This window comes from Algoriphagus pacificus (assembly GCF_017254845.1).
GTDB classification, from domain to species: Bacteria; Bacteroidota; Bacteroidia; order Cytophagales; family Cyclobacteriaceae; genus Algoriphagus; species Algoriphagus pacificus.
In genome coordinates this window covers 66,754-84,091 of the sequence record NZ_JAFKCU010000009.1, presented here as the reverse complement: position 1 = coordinate 84,091, position 17,338 = coordinate 66,754, and the positions used below count along the sequence as shown (strand labels likewise).

Here is a 17,338-nt window from a genome sequence, read left to right as displayed (position 1 = left end):
CAAGAATCCGCATAATTCGAGGATTTAGCAAGAAAAAATCCATGCATGAATCTGAAAAAATAATGAGCTAAGCACCAAAAAGAAAAGCAGACCATTTAAAGTCTGCTTTAGTGATCCCGCTGGGGCTCGTTCCGACAGCTGTACGGAACCAGGACCCTGCCGATAATCCCGATAGCTATCGGGACGGGATGCTCAACCAGCTGAGGAGATAAGTCCTTCAATATATTTCCGTGATTTCATTTTTTTAATTCCCTGGCTTTAGCAGATTTTAAGTCTTCAAAAGTTTCTTGGTAAACCAACTTCCAAGGGATACCGATTGCGGTGAATTTGGAATGATCGATACTGTGTTCATAAAGCCTTCTTTCTAAATCAGTACAGGCTCCAACATAGTACTTGTCTAACCTTTCGGAGTAAAGAATATACACAGATGCCATTAGATTAATTTAGGTATTAAAAACAAAAAAGCAGACCATTTCTAGTCTGCTTTTGTGATCCCGCTGGGGCTCGAACCCAGGACCCATACATTAAAAGTGTATTGCTCTACCAGCTGAGCTACGGAATCATATTTTAAGTGGACTTTACCACTCGTGAATTTAATTAGATGGCTCAAATCTGGACCCTCCCGATAAATCGGGATGCTCTACCAGCTGAGCTACGGAATCTAATAGTTGGCAATTAAATTTGCTCTTTATATAAATAAAAAGCGGAACGTAATTCCGCTTCTTGAAAGTGATCCTGTCAGGACTCGAACCTGAAACCTACTGCTTAGAAGGCAGTTGCTCTATCCAGTTGAGCTACAGGACCTGGATAAAATTTCATCGACTCTAAGAGAAGATGAAGGTAAATAAAGTCGGGGTGGCAGGATTCGAACCTACGACCTCCACATCCCAAATGTGGCGCGATACCGGGCTACGCTACACCCCGAAACTTTTTAATAAACTCAAATACTTTTTAACTCCTTGCAAGTTAAATTCTAATCTGTGTCAAATCTTTGACACATTTCAAGTGATCCCGCTGGGGCTCGAACCCAGGACCCATACATTAAAAGTGTATTGCTCTACCAGCTGAGCTACGGAATCATGTTGTTTTGAAAATCACTCCAAAAGAATCGAAATTTTTCCGAATGCTTGGATCTGAATTTTCAGAAATTTTAACCACATAAATGCGGTAAATAGTCTTTCAAATTGACTCTCTAGCCTTGCTTTTTGCCAGATCATTGTCGTAATTGGACTGCAAATTTAAGCTACCGATTTATAAATGCCAAACGCTAATTCAATCTTTCTTACAAAACTTTTCATATTTTTTATCTTCCTTTTGCAAAGCATTAATTGTCAGGCAGATGTGCTTGATATAAAAAGAGCAGATTCTTTGTTTCAGCAAAGAAGTTATAAGGAAGCAATGGAAATTTATCAGCAAAACTATCAAATGGGGATTTATTCTCCTGCCATGTTGCTGAAAATGTCCTTCATTTCTGAGGGAATTGGAGATAAGGAACATGCGACCCTTTACCTCAGTAAATACTACGATTTGAACCCTAATCCTCAGACAATTACCAAGATCAAAAGCCTGACCGGACAGTCCAATTTAGTGGGATATGAGGTGTCTGACGGAGCTCGGTTCATGCTTTTTCTAGTGGAATATCAAGAGTTCATTGTAGGAGCCCTGTCTTTTTTCCTTTTGATATCCCTGATCATGCTTTGGGTCAATGGAAGGAAAATTCCTGAAGCCAGATATTACTGGCCATCGATTTTACTGATCATTTTGATCTTTGCAGCCAATAACTTCTTAAAAGCTCCAAGGACGGCCTTGGTTACCCAGAGTCCAACTATGATTGTTACTAAGCCTTCGGCAGGAGGAGAATTGCTGGACAGAGTCGAACCAGGGCATCGTGTAAAAATTAAGTCCAGTAAAGATATTTGGTACGAGGTGGAGTGGAAAAATCAAACGGCGTACATCAAAAAGGATAATGTAACCAGACTTTAAAAGAAAATGGCTCTCAAATTTGAGAGCCATTTTTTTATAGTTTTTTGATCATTAAGTTTTTGAAGTAAACTACATCTCCATGATCCTGGAGTGCTATTTTACCTTTTTTGAAGGTGCCAAATCCTGGCATATCCTTAAACTTACTGTCCGCAATTAGAGCTTCCCATTCTGGAGTCCACATAGTAGTGCTTACCACGGTAGTTCCATTTAGGATCATCTCAAGTTTCCCATTGTCAGCTATGATTTCAGCTTGATTCCATTCGCCCCAAGGCTTTACTGTTTCCTCACTGCTGACGATAAGGTCATATAGATCACCTGCTCTGTGGCTAATGATTTTAGCGTCTGGATGCCCTTCGTTATCCAATACCTGCATTTCCATACCGGTATTCCAAGGATACTGATATTCTGGAGCCTCATGGACAAAGAAGATTACTCCACTGTTTCCGTTTTGGGCAATTTTCCAATCGTATTTGAAGTGGAAATTCTCGAACTCCTCATCCGTCACGATGTCTCCACCGTCACCTGTTTGCCATCCATCTTTATTGGCAGCGTCCAGATAAATAGTTCCTTCCTCGTCGATTTTCCAAGCTTTTCCTACTTCTCCGCCGCCATACTTATGCCATCCAGCAAACGTAGATCCATCAGACAATGGGATCCATTCGGATTCTGCCACTGGAGTTTCCTCCATAACTTCTGTACTTTCTTCTGATTCTGTAGCTTTCTCACCAGAGCAAGAAGCCATAAACCCTGCCAAGAGGGCAATTGCTAAATATCTTTTTTTCATTTTTTTATTTCTTCAGAAGCAAAACATATGCAACCATGTCTTTTGCATCTTCTAGTGTAACATTAGGATGTGGAGGCATCGGAACTTCTCCCCAGACACCAACTCCACCTGCAATTACCTTTTCTGCAAGCATTGTGATGTTTTCATCTGTGCTTTCATATTTAGCTGCTACGTCAGCGTAAGAAGGTCCTACGATTTTTCTTTCAACCATATGGCAAGACATACAGTCAGAAGTCTTAAGTTTTTCCAGTCCTTTTATATAGATTGGATCGTCTTTATACTTTTCTTCTAAGCTGATTTCCTCAGCAGGAGCTGCTGGAGTAGTTTCTGATACCTCTGGAGTAGTGGTCTCAGCAGATTTTTCTCCTCCTCCGCAAGCGAAAGCCAATCCTGCCAATGCAGCAAGACCTAGGTTTAACGGTTTTGTGATTTTCATTTGTGTGTAATTAATATGGGTATTTAAATTCCTAATATTTTCTTGTTGAAAGCTTCGTCTGCACCAACTCCTGCAAAATCATCAAATGCTTTTTCAGTCACTCTGATGATATGAGAATCGATAAATGGAGCCCCTTCTGCTGCACCTTGCTCTGGATGTTTGATTGCGCATTCCCACTCGAGAACAGCCCATCCATCGTAATTGTACTGCGAAAGTTTGCTAAAAATTCCTGCAAAATCAACTTGGCCATCTCCTAAAGATCTGAAGCGACCTGCTCTTTCTACCCAGCCTTGGAATCCACCATAAACTCCCTGCTTTCCGGTAGGGTTGAATTCAGCATCCTTTACGTGGAACATTTTGATTCTTTCATGATAGAAATCAATGAATTGAAGATAATCCAAACATTGAAGTACGAAATGGCTTGGGTCGTATAGGATATTTGCTCTTTTGTGCCCATTTACCTTGTCCAAGAACATTTCAAAAGTGATTCCATCGTGAAGGTCTTCTCCTGGATGAAGCTCGTAACAAACATCCACTCCATTAGCATCAAATTCATCCAAAATTGGAGTCCATCTTTTTGCAAGTTCAGTAAACCCGGTCTCGACCAAACCCGCTGGTCTTTGCGGCCAAGGATAAACAGTATGCCACATCAAAGCTCCACTGAAGGTAGCATGTGCGTTTAAGCCCATGTTTTGAGAGGCTTTTGCAGCGTATTTCAACTGTTGGGTTGCCCATTCTGATTTTCCTTTCAGATTTCCCGCAAGATTAGCTGGAGCAAATCCATCAAATAGCTCATTGTAAGCTGGATGAACCGCTACCAATTGACCTTGAAGGTGAGTAGACAGTTCTGTAATCTGCATGCCAGTAGCTTCCACGATCCCTTTCACTTCATCCGCATAGGTTTTGCTTTCCGCTGCTTTCTGAAGATCGATCAATCTACTGTCCCAAGTCGGGATTTGTACTCCTTTATAGCCAAGACCTGAAACCCACTCACAGATGTTTTTCAGGTTGTTGAATGGAGCCTTATCGTCTGCAAACTGTGCAAGAAAAATGGCGGGTCCTTTAATTGTTTTCATCTTTTATTTTGGTTTTACTCCTCTCAATTCTTTTGAAATCTTCGTCCCTTTGAAATTGAAGAGGGTTTTCGGTTTGAATTTTTGAGTCTATTAATTGATTTATTTTTCAACGATGAATGGAGTCCATTTTTGATCAGATTCATTGCTTTTCAATACATGATCAATAAATGCCATTCCTCTGATTCCGTCCTCTACGCCAGGATAATCTTCCCACTCCTGTTTTGGAGTTTCTCCGTTTCTTTGAGCGTAAATGCATCTCGCAAAATTTCTGTACAAGTTAGCAAAGGCTTCCACATATCCCTCAGGATGACCTGCTGGAGTTCTTGTGTTTTCCTGTGCCAAAGAACCTAGATAGCCTGTACCTGCTCTGTAAATTTGATCTGGTTTATCTGGCCAGCGTACCAAAAGGGTGTTATTGAGTTCCTGTTCCCATTCCAATCCTCCTTTTTCTCCATAAACACGAACTTTCAGATTGTTTTCTGCTCCTGTATCCGTCTGTGATGCCATCAACACGCCGGAAGCGCCATTTTCGAAACGCATCAAAACAACACCATCATCATCGATTGGTCTACCTTCAACTTTGATGTACAAATCTGCACAGAGATGACTTACTTTTTCGCCAGTTATGTATTCAGCCATATGGAAAGCATGCGTGCCGATATCTCCCATACATCCTGCCAATCCATTTCTTTTTGGATCTGTTCTCCAAGCAGCTTGTTTGTTGTTTTCTGTTTCCAGAAGTTTCCAAAGCCAGCCTTGAGGATATTCTACATATACTTTTCGGACTTTCCCTATTTCTCCATTGGCAATCATTTGCTTCGCCTGCTTGATCATCGGATACCCCGAATAAGTATGCGTCAGCAAGAACATTTTGTCAGAGTTCTTTACCACATGGTAAAGCTCCTTTGCTTCAGCATAATTTAAAGTCAGTGGTTTGTCCAGGGCCACATGGAAGCCATGTTTTAAAGCTTTAACTGTTGGGTCAAAATGGACATTGTTTGGAGTGACGATACAGACTACATCGATTCTTTCTGATTCAGGGAGTTGCAGCTCTTTTTCAAACATTTCGTCATAGCTGGCATATACCCGATCGGAAGGAAGCATGAGTTCTTCACCTCTGATTTTGGATTTTTCAGGATTAGAACTGAACGCTCCAGCAGCCAGCTCAAACATTCCATCCATCAAAGCACCGTTGAGGTGAATCGCGCCAATAAAAGATCCTGGACCACCGCCGATCAGTCCGATTTTAAGTTTTTTTGTTGTAGACATGGGTTAAGAGAATAGATTATTCTGGTATTAACAGGTTGAAATAATTGATTCTAAATCAAAAATCCTCCGTACTTTAATCGAGCCGAATGAATAATTGATTAATAGCTACATCGGGTTATGAATGGCTTAGTAAAATCCATTTCAAATCCGAAGTTTAGAGTAGCCTTAGAAATGCTTAAAATACAGCAAAATGCCAAAATTTTAAACATTCCACCTTAATAACACTAAAACTGATTCTAATCCACTCTGTTTCAAATGAAATTCAATAGTAAGATTCAGCTCTCTTTCATGATGTTTTTGGAGTTTTTTATTTGGGGTGCCTGGTTTGTCACGCTGGGTACTTTCCTAGGTACTAATCTTCAGGCCAAAGACTCAGAGATTTCTCTTGCTTTTTCCACCCAATCCTTTGGAGCTATAATTGCCCCCTTTATTATAGGGATCATCGCTGACCGGTATTTCAATGCCGAAAAAATTCTAGGTATCATCCATGTAATAGGCGGAGTTCTCATGTTTTGGCTATACCAAACATCGGATTTCTCGATGTTTTTCCCAATTCTATTGGCATACATGATTCTGTTTATGCCTACTCTTGCGCTTGTCAACTCGATTTCTTTCAACCAAATGTCCAATCCCGAAAAGGAGTTTTCTGTGATCCGGGTTTGGGGAACAGTTGGCTGGATTGCAGCTGGGATTCTTATCAGTTTTCTTGGTTGGGATAGTCAGGAGGGATTGAGTCAGGGACTGTTGAAAAACACGTTATTGATGGCTTCCATCACTTCGATTGTACTTGGTTTTTTTAGCTTTTCTCTTCCCAAAACTCCTCCAAAGGGTAAACTTTCAGGAGAATTTGAGGTTTCTAAAGCATTGGGCCTGGATGCTTTATCGCTATTAAAGCACAGAAATTTTGCGATTTTCTTTATCTCATCTATTCTGATCTGCATTCCTCTGGCATTTTATTATCAAAATACCAGCCCATTCCTGACTGAAATAGGCCTGAGCAATTCCACAGGAAAGATGGCTTTTGGTCAGGTTTCTGAAGTTCTTTTCATGCTTTTATTACCTGTATTTTTTTCCAAATTCGGGGTCAAAAAAACCTTGATAGTAGCCATGTTGGCTTGGGCTATCCGCTATTTCCTATTTGCTTTTGGAGATGTGGATTCCGGAGTCTGGATGCTTTTATTGGGGATTGCACTTCACGGGATATGCTATGATTTCTTCTTTGTAAGTGGTCAAATCTATACCGATTCCCATGCTGGTGAAAAATACAAATCTTCAGCACAGGGAATGATAACTTTGGCAACCTATGGAGTAGGGATGTTGATCGGGTTTTGGATTGCAGGTTTGATTTCTGAAAATTATGCCGATATGGCTGGGAATCATGATTGGAAGTCAATTTGGTTGATTCCTTCTGGTATTTCCGTTTTGGTTTTGCTATTTTTCATCTCTCTTTTTAAAGAGGAAAAAAATATCTCTCCCAATTAACCTGAAAAAAATATGTCATTTGATTCTGGAAGACGTTCTTCCTTCAAGAAAATGCTGGTTGGAGGCGCCACTCTGGGTACCCTCTCCAGTTATAACCCTAAAGAGTTTATGCCTGCAGATTTAAAAGGAAACATCAATCATGGTGTTTGCCATTGGTGTTTTCGAGGCTATAGTTTGGAAGATTTTTGCGTCGAAGTAAAAAAAATCGGAATCAAAGGAGTGGATCTAATAGGTCCTAGTGGTTGGGAAACACTGAAAAAACATGGATTGGACTCCTCCATGTGCAATGGAGCAGAAATCAGTTTGACCGAAGGATTTGGAGAAGTGAAATACCATGATCAATTGGTAGAGAATTACACCAAAATGATTCCGCTAGTTGCCGAAGCAGGTTATAAGAATCTGATTTGTTTTTCTGGAAACAGAAGGGGAATGGATGATGAAACTGGCTTGCAGAATTGTCTTACAGGATTAAAAAGAATCATGCCTATTGCTGAAAAGCATGGAGTCATGATTCAAATGGAGCTTTTGAACAGTAAGATTAATCATAAAGATTACCTATGTGATAAATCAGCCTTTGGCGTGGAATTATGTAAGAGATTAGATAGTCCGAATTTCAAGTTGCTGTTTGATATCTATCACATGCAAATTGATGAAGGAGATCTGATTCGAAATATTACTGATTACCATCAATACTTTGGGCATTACCATACTGCCGGAAACCCTGGCAGAAATGAATTGGGAGATGACCAAGAAATTAATTACCCAGCTGTCATGAGAGCTATTGTAGCGACAGGATTCAAGGGATATGTGTCTCATGAGTTTATCCCTAAAAATGAAGATAAGATGGCATCTTTGGCACAAGGTGTTCAGATCTGTGATGTTTAAACCAAATAACTAACAAAAACCATATTTTATGGCAAATCAAGCGTATGATGCAATCGTAGTTGGGTCCGGAATAAGTGGAGGTTGGGCTGCGAAAGAATTGACCGAAAAAGGTCTGAAGGTTTTGCTCTTGGAGCGAGGACCAATGGTGGAGCATGTGAAGGATTATAAATCTGCTACTCTTGCTCCTTGGGAAGTGCCTCATAGAGGTAGAAGGACTCAGGAACAGTTGGAGAACCATCCAAACCTGAGAAGAGATTATGTGTTGAATGAATTGAACCTCGATTGGTGGGCGCACGAAGACGAATCGCCTTATGTGGAAGAAAAGCCATTTACTTGGTTCAGAGGCTATCAAGTAGGAGGTAGATCCTTGCTTTGGGGAAGACAATCGTATCGTTGGTCAGACCTTGATTTTGAAGGAAATGTGAAAGAGGGAATTGCCGTTGACTGGCCGATTCGATACAAAGACATTGCGCCATGGTATTCCTATGTGGAGAAATTCGCTGGGGTTTCCGGTTCAAAAGATGGTTTGGACGTTCTTCCTGATGGAGAATTCATGCCTCCAATGCCTATGAACTGTGTGGAAAAAGATGCCGCTGCAAGAATCAAGGAGCATTATAAAGGTGCAAGAACCTGGACGATTGGTCGTCCTGCAAATATTACTCAGCCACTTCCGGGAAGACCAGGCTGTCAATACAGAAATAAGTGTTCTTTAGGCTGTCCATTTGGAGGTTATTTCAGTACACAAGCTTCAACCTTACCTGCGGCAGACGCTACAGGAAATCTGACTTTGAGACCTTGGTCAATCGTGAGAAGATTGATTTATGATAAAGATACTCAGAAGGCAACCGGAGTTGAGGTACTGGATGCTGAAACAAATCAAACGGTAGAGTATGATGCGAAAGTGGTTTTCTTATGTGCCTCTGCATTTAACTCGACTGCCATTTTGATGAGAACTGCTACTGATATCTGGCCAGGCGGCTTGGGAAGTAGCTCTGGAGAATTGGGCCATAACGTAATGGATCACCATTTCAGACTTGGGGCAAGCGGAACGATGGAAGGATACGATGATAAGTATTATTTCGGAAGAAGACCTACCGGACTTTACATCCCAAGATTCCGTAATGTCAATGGAGATAAACGTGATTATCTAAGAGGATTTGGCTATCAAGGTGGAGCAAGTAGAAGTGGTTGGAGCAGAGATGTGGCAGAAATTAATTTCGGAGCGCCTTTGAAAGAAGCTCTTTCTCAACCAGGACCTTGGTCAATGGGAATTACAGCATTTGGAGAAATTCTTCCTTACCATGACAATACCATTAAGCTAAGCGATACTGTTAAGGATAAATGGGGAATGGAAGCTTTGGTGATGAATGCTGAAATCAAGGATAATGAAATCAAAATGCGTAAAGACATGATGGCTGATGCAGCCGAAATGTTGGAAGTAGCAGGTTTTAAAAATATAAATCAATACGATGCCGGCTATACATTCGGTCAAGGTATTCATGAAATGGGTACAGCCAGAATGGGACGTGACCCTAAAACATCTGTCTTGAATGGCAATAACCAAGTTTGGGAAGCGAAAAATGTGTTTGTGACTGATGGTGCTTGTATGACTTCAGCAGCAGCCGTAAACCCATCGTTGACTTACATGGCTTTGACAGCAAGAGCCGCAGCATTTGCTGTGGACGAATTGAAAAAAGGAAATCTCTAATTAAACGACGGAAACTATGACTATGAATAGAAGAGACGCACTGAAAAGCGTAGTTCTAATGATGGGAGGAACCATGGTAGGCGCCACAGCGATCTTGACCGGTTGTACTCCAGAACATCAAATCGAAGGGTTGGATTTCAAACCTGAGGATATTGCTTTCCTGGATGAAATTGGAGATACGATTATTCCAGCTACAGATACTCCAGGTGCAAAAGCAACAGGAATTGGTTCATTCATCGTAATGATGGTGAAGGATTGCTATGATGCAGAGCAGCAAAAAACCTTTGTTGACGGATTGAATATGATCAACAAGGAGTTTAAAGCTGAAACAGGCAAAGCCTTCGTAGAAGCTTCTGCTGAAGAAAGAACTGCTTACCTCAATAAGATGTATGAAACTGCAAAAGCCAGTGGAGAAAGAAAGCCAGAAGTGATTTACATGCTGAAAGACCTTACGGTTTTAGGATATTTCACTTCTGAGATCGGTGCTACTCAAGCCTTGAATTTTGTGGAGGTGCCAGGAAGATACGATCCTTGTATCCCTTACAATCCTGGAGATAAAGCTTACGCACTCTAAATTAAACCAGTACATAAAAAACCGCCTGCTCCCGAAAAGGGGCAGGCTTTTTACATCATGAACAATCCAAGAAGAAAATTTATTAAAATGGGAGCCTTGCTCGGTGTAAGCTCTGCTTTTATGCCTTTGCAATTTTGCTCGCCTGCAAAAAAAGAAAATGAAGATCTTATTGTTTCACCCGAGGAAGTAAAGTCCAAGCTTCAATCATTTGGTATCCAATTGTATTCCGTAAAGGATGAAATGGCTGCCGACGCAAAGGCAACCATGACAGCTTTGGCAGGCTTTGGCTACAAACAATTTGAAGGGTTTGATGGAGGAAAAGGAGTGCTTTGGGGAATGGATCCCAAAGAATTCAAGAGTCTGACCACAGATTTAGGTGTGGAAATGGTTGCTTCCCATGCGAACGTGTTCGAAAATCTCGATGCCCAAGCAGAAGCGGCGGCAGAAGCAGGATTAACATACCTGATTTGTCCTTGGATAGGTTCTCAAAAGACTATTGATGATTATAAATCCTTTGCTGATAAATTCAATGAAGCGGGGGAAACTTTGAAAAGCCACGGATTGAAATTCGCTTATCATAACCATGATTACACTTTTGTGTCAATGGATGGAACCATGCCTCAAGATGTATTGATGGAAAATACGGATCCTGCTCTTGTTGATTTTGAAATGGATATTTATTGGGTGCATGTGGCCGGAGTAGATCCTGCTGCCTATCTGGCAAAATATCCAGGAAGATTCAAACTTTGTCACTTGAAAGATGCCGAAGCTGACAAAGGTGATGGTGAGGAAAGAGGCGTTTTATTTGGTTCTGGAGAGATTCCATTCACTGACATAGTAAAAGAATCAATTGATTTAGGAATGGAGTATTTTATCGTGGAGCAAGAAAGATTTGTCGGAACCAATCCGATGGAAGCTGCCGAAAAGAACGCAGCCTATCTAATGAATTCATTCGAGTATTAATCAGGAAAAAACATCTTGCTTTTTCCCTGAACTTTTGAACAGGAAAATATAGATCACGATAATCAAAATGATCAGCAAAGCCACTTCAAATTGAGCCCAGATCTGGGATCTGTTAATTTGGACTTTGGCTTTGCTGATTAGTTTTTGACCTTCATCCATCTGGATTTTGCTTAGATTCTCCAGATCTTTTTTTGCCAAAGCAATTTTTTGATCATAAAGCTTCACTTGCTGCGTATTGACTCCAGACGAATCTGAATACAGCAAATCATAATTTTTGATGCTCAGGTCGTTTTCAATGATTTTCTTGAAGTCAGTCAAATAGTCCGATTCTTCGATAGTTAGGTTTGTTTTTTCAAAATCCACAATCAGGTCCATGATCCCTTTTTCATGACCATCTATTTCATTGATGACTCTCGAATAATCATAATCCATATTGCAGTGATCAATGAGTTTCTGGATAGAAAATAAGCGATCTGAAATCTGGAAAATATAACCTTCTACAACAAGTCTGTCATTGTAAACATCTGTAAATGTCTTACTGATGCTTTTGAAAGCCTGTCTTTCCGTTAGGTTTTTTCCATAAATCAGAAGTAATAAAACAGAAATTACGGCAATTGCCTGAAGCTTTTTCTTTTTCAAAACAGGGATATTTAATTGTTACTGATGAATATTTTTAAGTCTATTTCAACGGTTTTTTGTCATAAACTCTGACGTAATCAATCTCCATTTTTTGAGGCCAGATTGTGGGGTCTACACCCTTTTGGCCTCCCCAGCCACCACCGACAGCGATATTTAAAATTAAATGGAAAGGCGCATCAAATGGCCATTCCGAATAATCACCTCCCGAATTGACAAATGTAAAATAAAGAGAGTCATCGATGTAGAAATCTATTTTTTCGGAGGTCCAATCAATGGCATAGGTATGAAACTCTGTGTCGAAATTAGGAACCATTTGGAATCCTCCTTTTTGTGTGCCGATTGTATGGTTAAAAGCCTTGGTGTGAACAGTTCCATGAACTTTGCCTGGATCGAAACCTACATGCTCCATGATATCAATTTCCCCATTTGCCGGCCAGCCTCCATGAACATTGTTTTCGGCTAGCATCCAGATAGCTGGCCAAGTACCAGTTCCGGTTGGTAATTTGGCTTTGACTTCAATGTAGCCGTATTTCCAGGAAGCTTTTCCTCGGGTCACCAATCTGGCAGAAGTATAGCCTTTGGGATGTGAGGAGTCAGCTTTGGCTTCTATGATCAATACACCTTTTTCAACCCTAGCATTTTCTTTGTCAGCCCGAGAATAGTATTGTAATTCCTGATTGCCCCAACCGTGATCTCCAACATCATAGTCCCATTTTGCAGGATCAGGTAAGCCTGATTTTTTAAATTCATCTGCCCAGATCAATTTGGCCTTTTGAGCAATTGTCTCAGTGGAAATGAAAAGTGAAATAAGTATGAGTAGTTTTCGCATCATTTTTAAGATAGGGGAAAATACAAAAACTAAAGTAATTAAGAAGAGTTTTAATAAGAGGTCTATCAAAAGGCAAAATTGCTAGTAGTCCAGACATTATTTGTAATTTAGTACCTATATAAACCCAAAATTTATGGCATATTATCATCGATTGGGCGAGATTCCACCCAAAAGACATACACAATTCCGTCAGCCAGATGGAAGCCTTTACAAAGAAGAACTGGTTAGCTCCAAAGGCTTTTCAGGGATCTATTCTACGCTTTACCATATCCATAATCCGAATGAGGTAAAATCCATCGGCAAACCAACTCCTTATTCTTGGAAACCAGCCAAGGACCATGGTTTGCAGCAAACGCATCTCAAAACTTCTGGAGTGGAAATCACAGGAGAGGATTACCTGACAGCGAGAAGGATTTTGATGATGAACTCAGATGTCATGATGGGTATCTGTACGCCGAAGAAGCGAAAAATGGATTATTTTTTCAAAAATGCAGACGGAGATGAGCTGATTTATATTCACGATGGGGAAGGGGTTTTGTACTCCCAATTTGGAAAATTAACCGTTCGAAAAGGAGATTATATTGTCATCCCGAGAACCACCATTTATAAGTTTGAATTTAAGGAAGAAGGTCCACTTCGTTTGTTGATCATAGAATCACATGGGCCAATTGAAACTGTTAAGCGCTATAGAAATGAAGTTGGGCAGTTATTGGAACATTCACCCTATTGTGAGCGCGACATCAGGACTCCAGAATCTTTGGAAGTTCAAAAAGAAAAAGGTGACTTCCTTGTTCAGATCAAAAAGCAAGGGATGTTACATCCTTATTCTTATGGACACAGTCCTTTGGACATTGTAGGTTGGGATGGTTATTTGTATCCATACGCCTTGTCGATTTTCGATTTTGAGCCAATAACCGGACGAATTCATCAGCCACCACCAGTCCATCAGACCTTTCAGGCTTGGGGATTCGTAATCTGCTCTTTTGTGCCAAGGTTGTTTGATTATCATCCTTTGGCGATTCCCGCACCATATAATCACTCCAATATTGACTCTGATGAAGTTCTTTATTATGCAGAGGGAGAGTTTATGAGCCGAAAAGGAATTGATAGAGGTTCATTTACTATTCATATGGGAGGATTGCCTCATGGGCCTCATCCCGGAACTGTGGAAAAATCAATCGGAGCCAAAGCAACTGAAGAATATGCAGTGATGCTGGATACGTTCAAATCTCTTGAAATCACTACTGATGCTTTAGAGTTTGTCGATAAAAATTACCCAATGAGTTGGACAGAATAGAGCTCGTTTTTCTGACTCATAAAAAAAGCCCCGAAGTAATTCGGGGCTTCACTTTTTTAAAGAGGTATTATTTGTCAGTTATTTCCGTGATCGGTTGACCAGTAGCTCCATTTGGGAATTTGATGTTTAGCATCATCGAAAGTGTAGGAGCAATGTCAGTGATCGTGGCATATCTGGAGCTTTGACCTGCAGGTACATTCCATCCATAAAATACAATCGGAACATTGGTGTCATAAGTATAACCGGTGCCATGGGAAGTGCCTCTTGCTCCTCCTGTCAACCAGCCTGGTTCTAAGATCAAAAGCAGATCTCCGGAAGCTTTATGATTGTATCCCATTTGAAGTTTTGCTGCTCTACCTTCTGTAAATTCAGTGTTTTTCATGGCATGGGCAGTGTACACTTCTTTTATACCTCTGAATCTTAACAAGAAATTAGCTAAGTCTTCCTGCACATCATCTAGATCAAGATCTTTTTCTCGAATTAGTTCATGGTTTAAGAAAACCTGCTCATTGGACATATTCAAAATCCAGTTTCCTTCACCGTATGTCAATTGAGTATATCCTTTCAATTGCGCATTGATATAACTGGTATTTAGATTTCCTGCAGGGATATTTTCACTGAGCATGTGCGTTGCTACGTCTGCCACGGCATGATCTGCTGATAAGAAAATAAGGTATTCGCCTTCACCGATTTTTTCGTCTAGGTAATTCAAAAGTCTTTCAAACTCCAGATCTAAACGAAGGTAATTGTCTTCGATTTCTTTAGACTTTGGTCCAAATCTATGACCAATGTAATCGGGAGATGAGAAGCTCAATGCTAAAAAGTCTGTTTCACCTCTGTTTCCCAGATTTTCTCCTTCGATCGCTGCAATTGCAAAATCTAAAGTCATAGAATTACCAAATGGAGTGGAGGCAATCAATCCCAAATCTCCATTTCCTTCACGAAGGGTTTTAAGATCATATGGAAATGTAGGTGTGTCTTTTCCTGCAAAAGGAGCCTCGAATTCGTTGTCGTCTTCAATGCTTTGAACATAAGTTTCAATAGGATAAAGAGTATTCCAAGTTTGATTTAAATATGTCTCGGCAACTTTTTTCATGTTGAAATCCTGCACCCATTGTGGTAAGCTATCAGTGTAGTAAGTGGAAGTCATAAATTCACCATTGGCGCTGTCAAACCAGTACGCGTCACCCAAGTGTCCAGCTGGCAAACTCGCTCCTCTGTCTTTTATTGCCACTCCCACTACTTTGGATCTTTTGTTTGTGGCATATTTCAATTCGTCCGTGATAGTTGTTGTCAGAAGGTTTCTTGGACTGATCTGTCCGCTGCTAACTGTTCCACCTACATTGGTCACTGTAGAATCACCCGCGCAATAAAGAGATCCATTCAAACTTCTGACATACCAGCTGTTGCCGATAATCCCATGAGTAGCTGGAGTTGTTCCGGTATACACCGAAGCGTGCCCTGGACCAGTATAAGTTGGAATGTAATTGTAATGACCATTTTTCATCATAAAGCCGTCATTCATAAGCCTTTTGAACCCACCTTCTTTGTAGCGATCAGCAAATCGATAGAGATATTCTTGTCTCATTTGATCTACAATTATCCCAACAATCAGTTTTGGGTTTTCAGGTTTATTTTGAGCAAATGCTGTCCCAAGTGAAAGCAGGGTCAGGAAAAATAGGATTCCAATTTTTTTCATGGTCGTAATATTTGTGCGCAAAGATAAGCATATGTACCATTTAGATGATTAAGACTTTGTTAAATGGGGAAAACATATGAGATTACGAATCTTTAATTTAGGAAATAATGAAAAAACTACTCCTTCTTTTTGTGGTGATCACACTTGGTCAAAGTGCTTTCTCTCAGTCATTTTTTCAGGATGCCTTATCTTCTGATTGGCATAAAGAAAGAAGAGCTGCTTTGAGAAGCGAAATGCCCGCGAATTCTGTAGCAGTAATTTTTAATAGCCCAGTCAAAAATAGATCCAATGATGTGGATTATGTCTACCATCCCAACACGGATTTTTATTACCTGACGGGGTTTCGTGAGCCCAATGCAGTTCTAGTAGTTTTTAGCGAAGCAAAAGAAATAAATGGTAGTCTGACAGATGAAATCATTTATGTGCAGCCGAGAGATCCACGTGCTGAAATGTGGAATGGGAAGAGATTGGGAGTAGAGGGAGCCAAAGAGACTTTGGGATTTGGGCAAGTGTATCTATATGAGGAATTCACAGGACAGCAAAAAATTGATTTTGCGGCTTTTGACAAGGTTTTGTCCTTTGACCTTTCAGAAGAAATTGAAGGAAGCAGTGCAAATGCAGGATTGAAAAATATGGTTTATGCCTTCAAACAGGCAACAGGATATCCAGCAAATGTTCCTCAGATCAATCTTCAGATGTATGAAATGATCCGAGCAGCTGACTTGAATAACTCTGGAGACATCGCCCAAATGATTGGAAGAGCTAAGCAGCGCTATCCAGAAGTTGAAGATGATCCTGTTTTGAAGGATTTTTTAAATGCGGATTCCCCAGAGAAAAGAATGGCAGTAAAAGAGAAACTCCCACAGCAGAAAGTGGATCTATTTGCTTTGACAGAAATCATGGAAGGACTGCGTGAAGTTAAGACTATTGAAGAGCAAAAGTTGATTAAAAAGGCCGCACAGATTTCAGCAATTGGCCAGATTGAAGTAATGAAGGCTGCAAAAGCGGGAATGTCCGAAAGAGAAATCCAAGGAATCCATGAGTTCATTTATAAACGATATGGCGCCGAGGATTTAGGCTATCCATCTATCGTGGGAGCAGGAAATAATGGATGTATTCTCCATTATATCGAAAATGACCTTGAATCTATCAGTGATAGACTCTTGTTGATGGATTTGGGTGCAGAATGGAAAGGCTATACAGCAGATGTAACTAGGACGATTCCGGTAAGCGGAACATTCAATCAAGAAGAAAAGGCAATTTATGAATTGGTTTTGAAGGCTCAGGATGCAGGTATTGCATTGACCAAGGTGGGAACTGATTTTGCAACTATCGGAGATGCTACCAGAAGGATCATCGATGAAGGTTTGGTGGAACTGGGAATTATTAAAGCAGGACAAAGTCATAATTATTTTCCTCATGGAACCAGTCATCACTTAGGTTTGGATGTACATGATAGAGGTAGCAGGGGTCCACTCAAAGAAGGTGCAATCATCACAGTTGAACCTGGGATATACATTCCCGAAGGATCAGAATGTGATTCTAAATGGTGGGGGATTGCAGTGAGAGTTGAGGATGATATTTTGGTGACAGCCGATGGCCCAGTTAATTTATCTGGAGATGCTCCTAGAACTGTTACTGCCATTGAGCAAATGATGCGGATACCAAGTGTTTTGGAAAACTGGGTGCTGCCTGAGATTAATTAATAAGACTC

General features: G+C 40.5%; 16 protein-coding genes and 4 tRNA genes. 8 read left to right on the top strand and 12 right to left on the bottom strand.

The window, feature by feature from the left end:
- Positions 1–236 precede the first annotated feature (236 nt).
- The 5 genes from J0A69_RS22065 to J0A69_RS22045 all read right to left on the bottom strand — a co-directional run bounded on the left by J0A69_RS22065 (position 237) and on the right by J0A69_RS22045 (position 1,079).
- A complete protein-coding gene (locus tag J0A69_RS22065) occupies positions 237–434 on the bottom strand; it encodes a GIY-YIG nuclease family protein (RefSeq protein ID WP_206588805.1) in 198 nt (65 codons plus the stop codon).
- 55 nt (positions 435–489) lie between these two features.
- Positions 490–562 (bottom strand) — tRNA-Lys (locus J0A69_RS22060).
- Between the two features lie 168 nt (positions 563–730).
- A tRNA-Arg gene (locus tag J0A69_RS22055) sits at positions 731–804 on the bottom strand.
- 46 nt (positions 805–850) lie between these two features.
- Positions 851–924 (bottom strand) — tRNA-Pro (locus tag J0A69_RS22050).
- 82 nt (positions 925–1,006) lie between these two features.
- Positions 1,007–1,079: transfer RNA gene (locus J0A69_RS22045), tRNA-Lys, on the bottom strand.
- Positions 1,080–1,341: 262 nt separating this feature from the next.
- Here J0A69_RS22045 and J0A69_RS22040 point away from each other — a divergent pair.
- Positions 1,342–1,983, top strand: coding sequence for an SH3 domain-containing protein (locus J0A69_RS22040; protein ID WP_317194895.1), 642 nt, complete (start codon positions 1,342–1,344; stop codon positions 1,981–1,983).
- Positions 1,984–2,017: 34 nt separating this feature from the next.
- Here the strand turns inward: J0A69_RS22040 and J0A69_RS22035 are convergent, their stop codons facing one another.
- The 4 genes from J0A69_RS22035 to J0A69_RS22020 form a co-directional block, all read right to left on the bottom strand.
- The gene (locus tag J0A69_RS22035; protein WP_206588803.1) at positions 2,018–2,767 is read right to left on the bottom strand and encodes a 3-keto-disaccharide hydrolase; all 750 of its coding nucleotides are present in this window, start codon (positions 2,765–2,767) and stop codon (positions 2,018–2,020) included.
- Positions 2,768–2,771: 4 nt separating this feature from the next.
- Positions 2,772–3,203 (bottom strand): c-type cytochrome, encoded by a 432-nt coding sequence (locus J0A69_RS22030; protein ID WP_206588802.1) that lies wholly within the window; start codon positions 3,201–3,203, stop codon positions 2,772–2,774.
- A gap of 23 nt (positions 3,204–3,226) precedes the next feature.
- The gene (locus J0A69_RS22025) at positions 3,227–4,279 is read right to left on the bottom strand and encodes a sugar phosphate isomerase/epimerase family protein (RefSeq protein WP_206588801.1); all 1,053 of its coding nucleotides are present in this window, start codon (positions 4,277–4,279) and stop codon (positions 3,227–3,229) included.
- 99 nt (positions 4,280–4,378) lie between these two features.
- Positions 4,379–5,548 carry a Gfo/Idh/MocA family protein gene (locus J0A69_RS22020; protein WP_206588800.1) on the bottom strand — a complete coding sequence of 390 codons (1,170 nt, stop codon included), beginning with the start codon at positions 5,546–5,548 and terminating at the stop codon, positions 4,379–4,381.
- Between the two features lie 255 nt (positions 5,549–5,803).
- Here J0A69_RS22020 and J0A69_RS22015 point away from each other — a divergent pair, with 255 nt between their 5' ends.
- The 5 genes from J0A69_RS22015 to J0A69_RS21995 are packed head-to-tail and all read left to right on the top strand — an operon-like array spanning position 5,804 to position 11,160.
- Positions 5,804–7,030, top strand: a complete 1,227-nt coding sequence (locus J0A69_RS22015) for a nucleoside permease (RefSeq protein WP_206588799.1) — start codon at positions 5,804–5,806, stop codon at positions 7,028–7,030.
- Between the two features lie 12 nt (positions 7,031–7,042).
- Positions 7,043–7,915, top strand: coding sequence for a hydroxypyruvate isomerase family protein (locus J0A69_RS22010; RefSeq protein ID WP_206588798.1), 873 nt, complete (start codon positions 7,043–7,045; stop codon positions 7,913–7,915).
- Positions 7,916–7,943: 28 nt separating this feature from the next.
- Positions 7,944–9,623, top strand: a complete 1,680-nt coding sequence (locus tag J0A69_RS22005) for a GMC oxidoreductase (protein WP_206588797.1) — start codon at positions 7,944–7,946, stop codon at positions 9,621–9,623.
- A gap of 16 nt (positions 9,624–9,639) precedes the next feature.
- On the top strand, positions 9,640–10,197 hold the full coding sequence (locus J0A69_RS22000; RefSeq protein ID WP_206588796.1) for a gluconate 2-dehydrogenase subunit 3 family protein: 558 nt from the start codon (positions 9,640–9,642) through the stop codon (positions 10,195–10,197).
- A 57-nt stretch (positions 10,198–10,254) separates the two neighbouring features.
- Positions 10,255–11,160 carry a sugar phosphate isomerase/epimerase family protein gene (locus J0A69_RS21995; protein WP_206588795.1) on the top strand — a complete coding sequence of 302 codons (906 nt, stop codon included), beginning with the start codon at positions 10,255–10,257 and terminating at the stop codon, positions 11,158–11,160.
- Here J0A69_RS21995 and J0A69_RS21990 read toward each other — a convergent pair whose 3' ends face one another.
- Complete coding sequence (locus J0A69_RS21990) at positions 11,161–11,799, bottom strand: MCP four helix bundle domain-containing protein (RefSeq protein ID WP_206588794.1); 639 nt, start codon at positions 11,797–11,799, stop codon at positions 11,161–11,163. It abuts the gene before it with no gap.
- Positions 11,800–11,839: 40 nt separating this feature from the next.
- A complete protein-coding gene (locus tag J0A69_RS21985; protein WP_206588793.1) occupies positions 11,840–12,628 on the bottom strand; it encodes a glycoside hydrolase family 16 protein in 789 nt (262 codons plus the stop codon).
- A gap of 133 nt (positions 12,629–12,761) precedes the next feature.
- Between J0A69_RS21985 and J0A69_RS21980 the strand changes: the two genes are divergently transcribed.
- Complete coding sequence (locus J0A69_RS21980; RefSeq protein ID WP_206588792.1) at positions 12,762–13,925, top strand: homogentisate 1,2-dioxygenase; 1,164 nt, start codon at positions 12,762–12,764, stop codon at positions 13,923–13,925.
- 67 nt (positions 13,926–13,992) lie between these two features.
- On the opposite strand, the gene pafA is transcribed toward J0A69_RS21980, so the two are convergent.
- Positions 13,993–15,624, bottom strand: a complete 1,632-nt coding sequence (gene pafA, locus J0A69_RS21975; RefSeq protein WP_206588791.1) for an alkaline phosphatase PafA — start codon at positions 15,622–15,624, stop codon at positions 13,993–13,995.
- 107 nt (positions 15,625–15,731) lie between these two features.
- On the opposite strand from pafA, the gene J0A69_RS21970 reads away from it, so the two are divergent.
- On the top strand, positions 15,732–17,330 hold the full coding sequence (locus tag J0A69_RS21970; protein ID WP_206588790.1) for an aminopeptidase P family protein: 1,599 nt from the start codon (positions 15,732–15,734) through the stop codon (positions 17,328–17,330).
- Positions 17,331–17,338 lie beyond the last annotated feature (8 nt).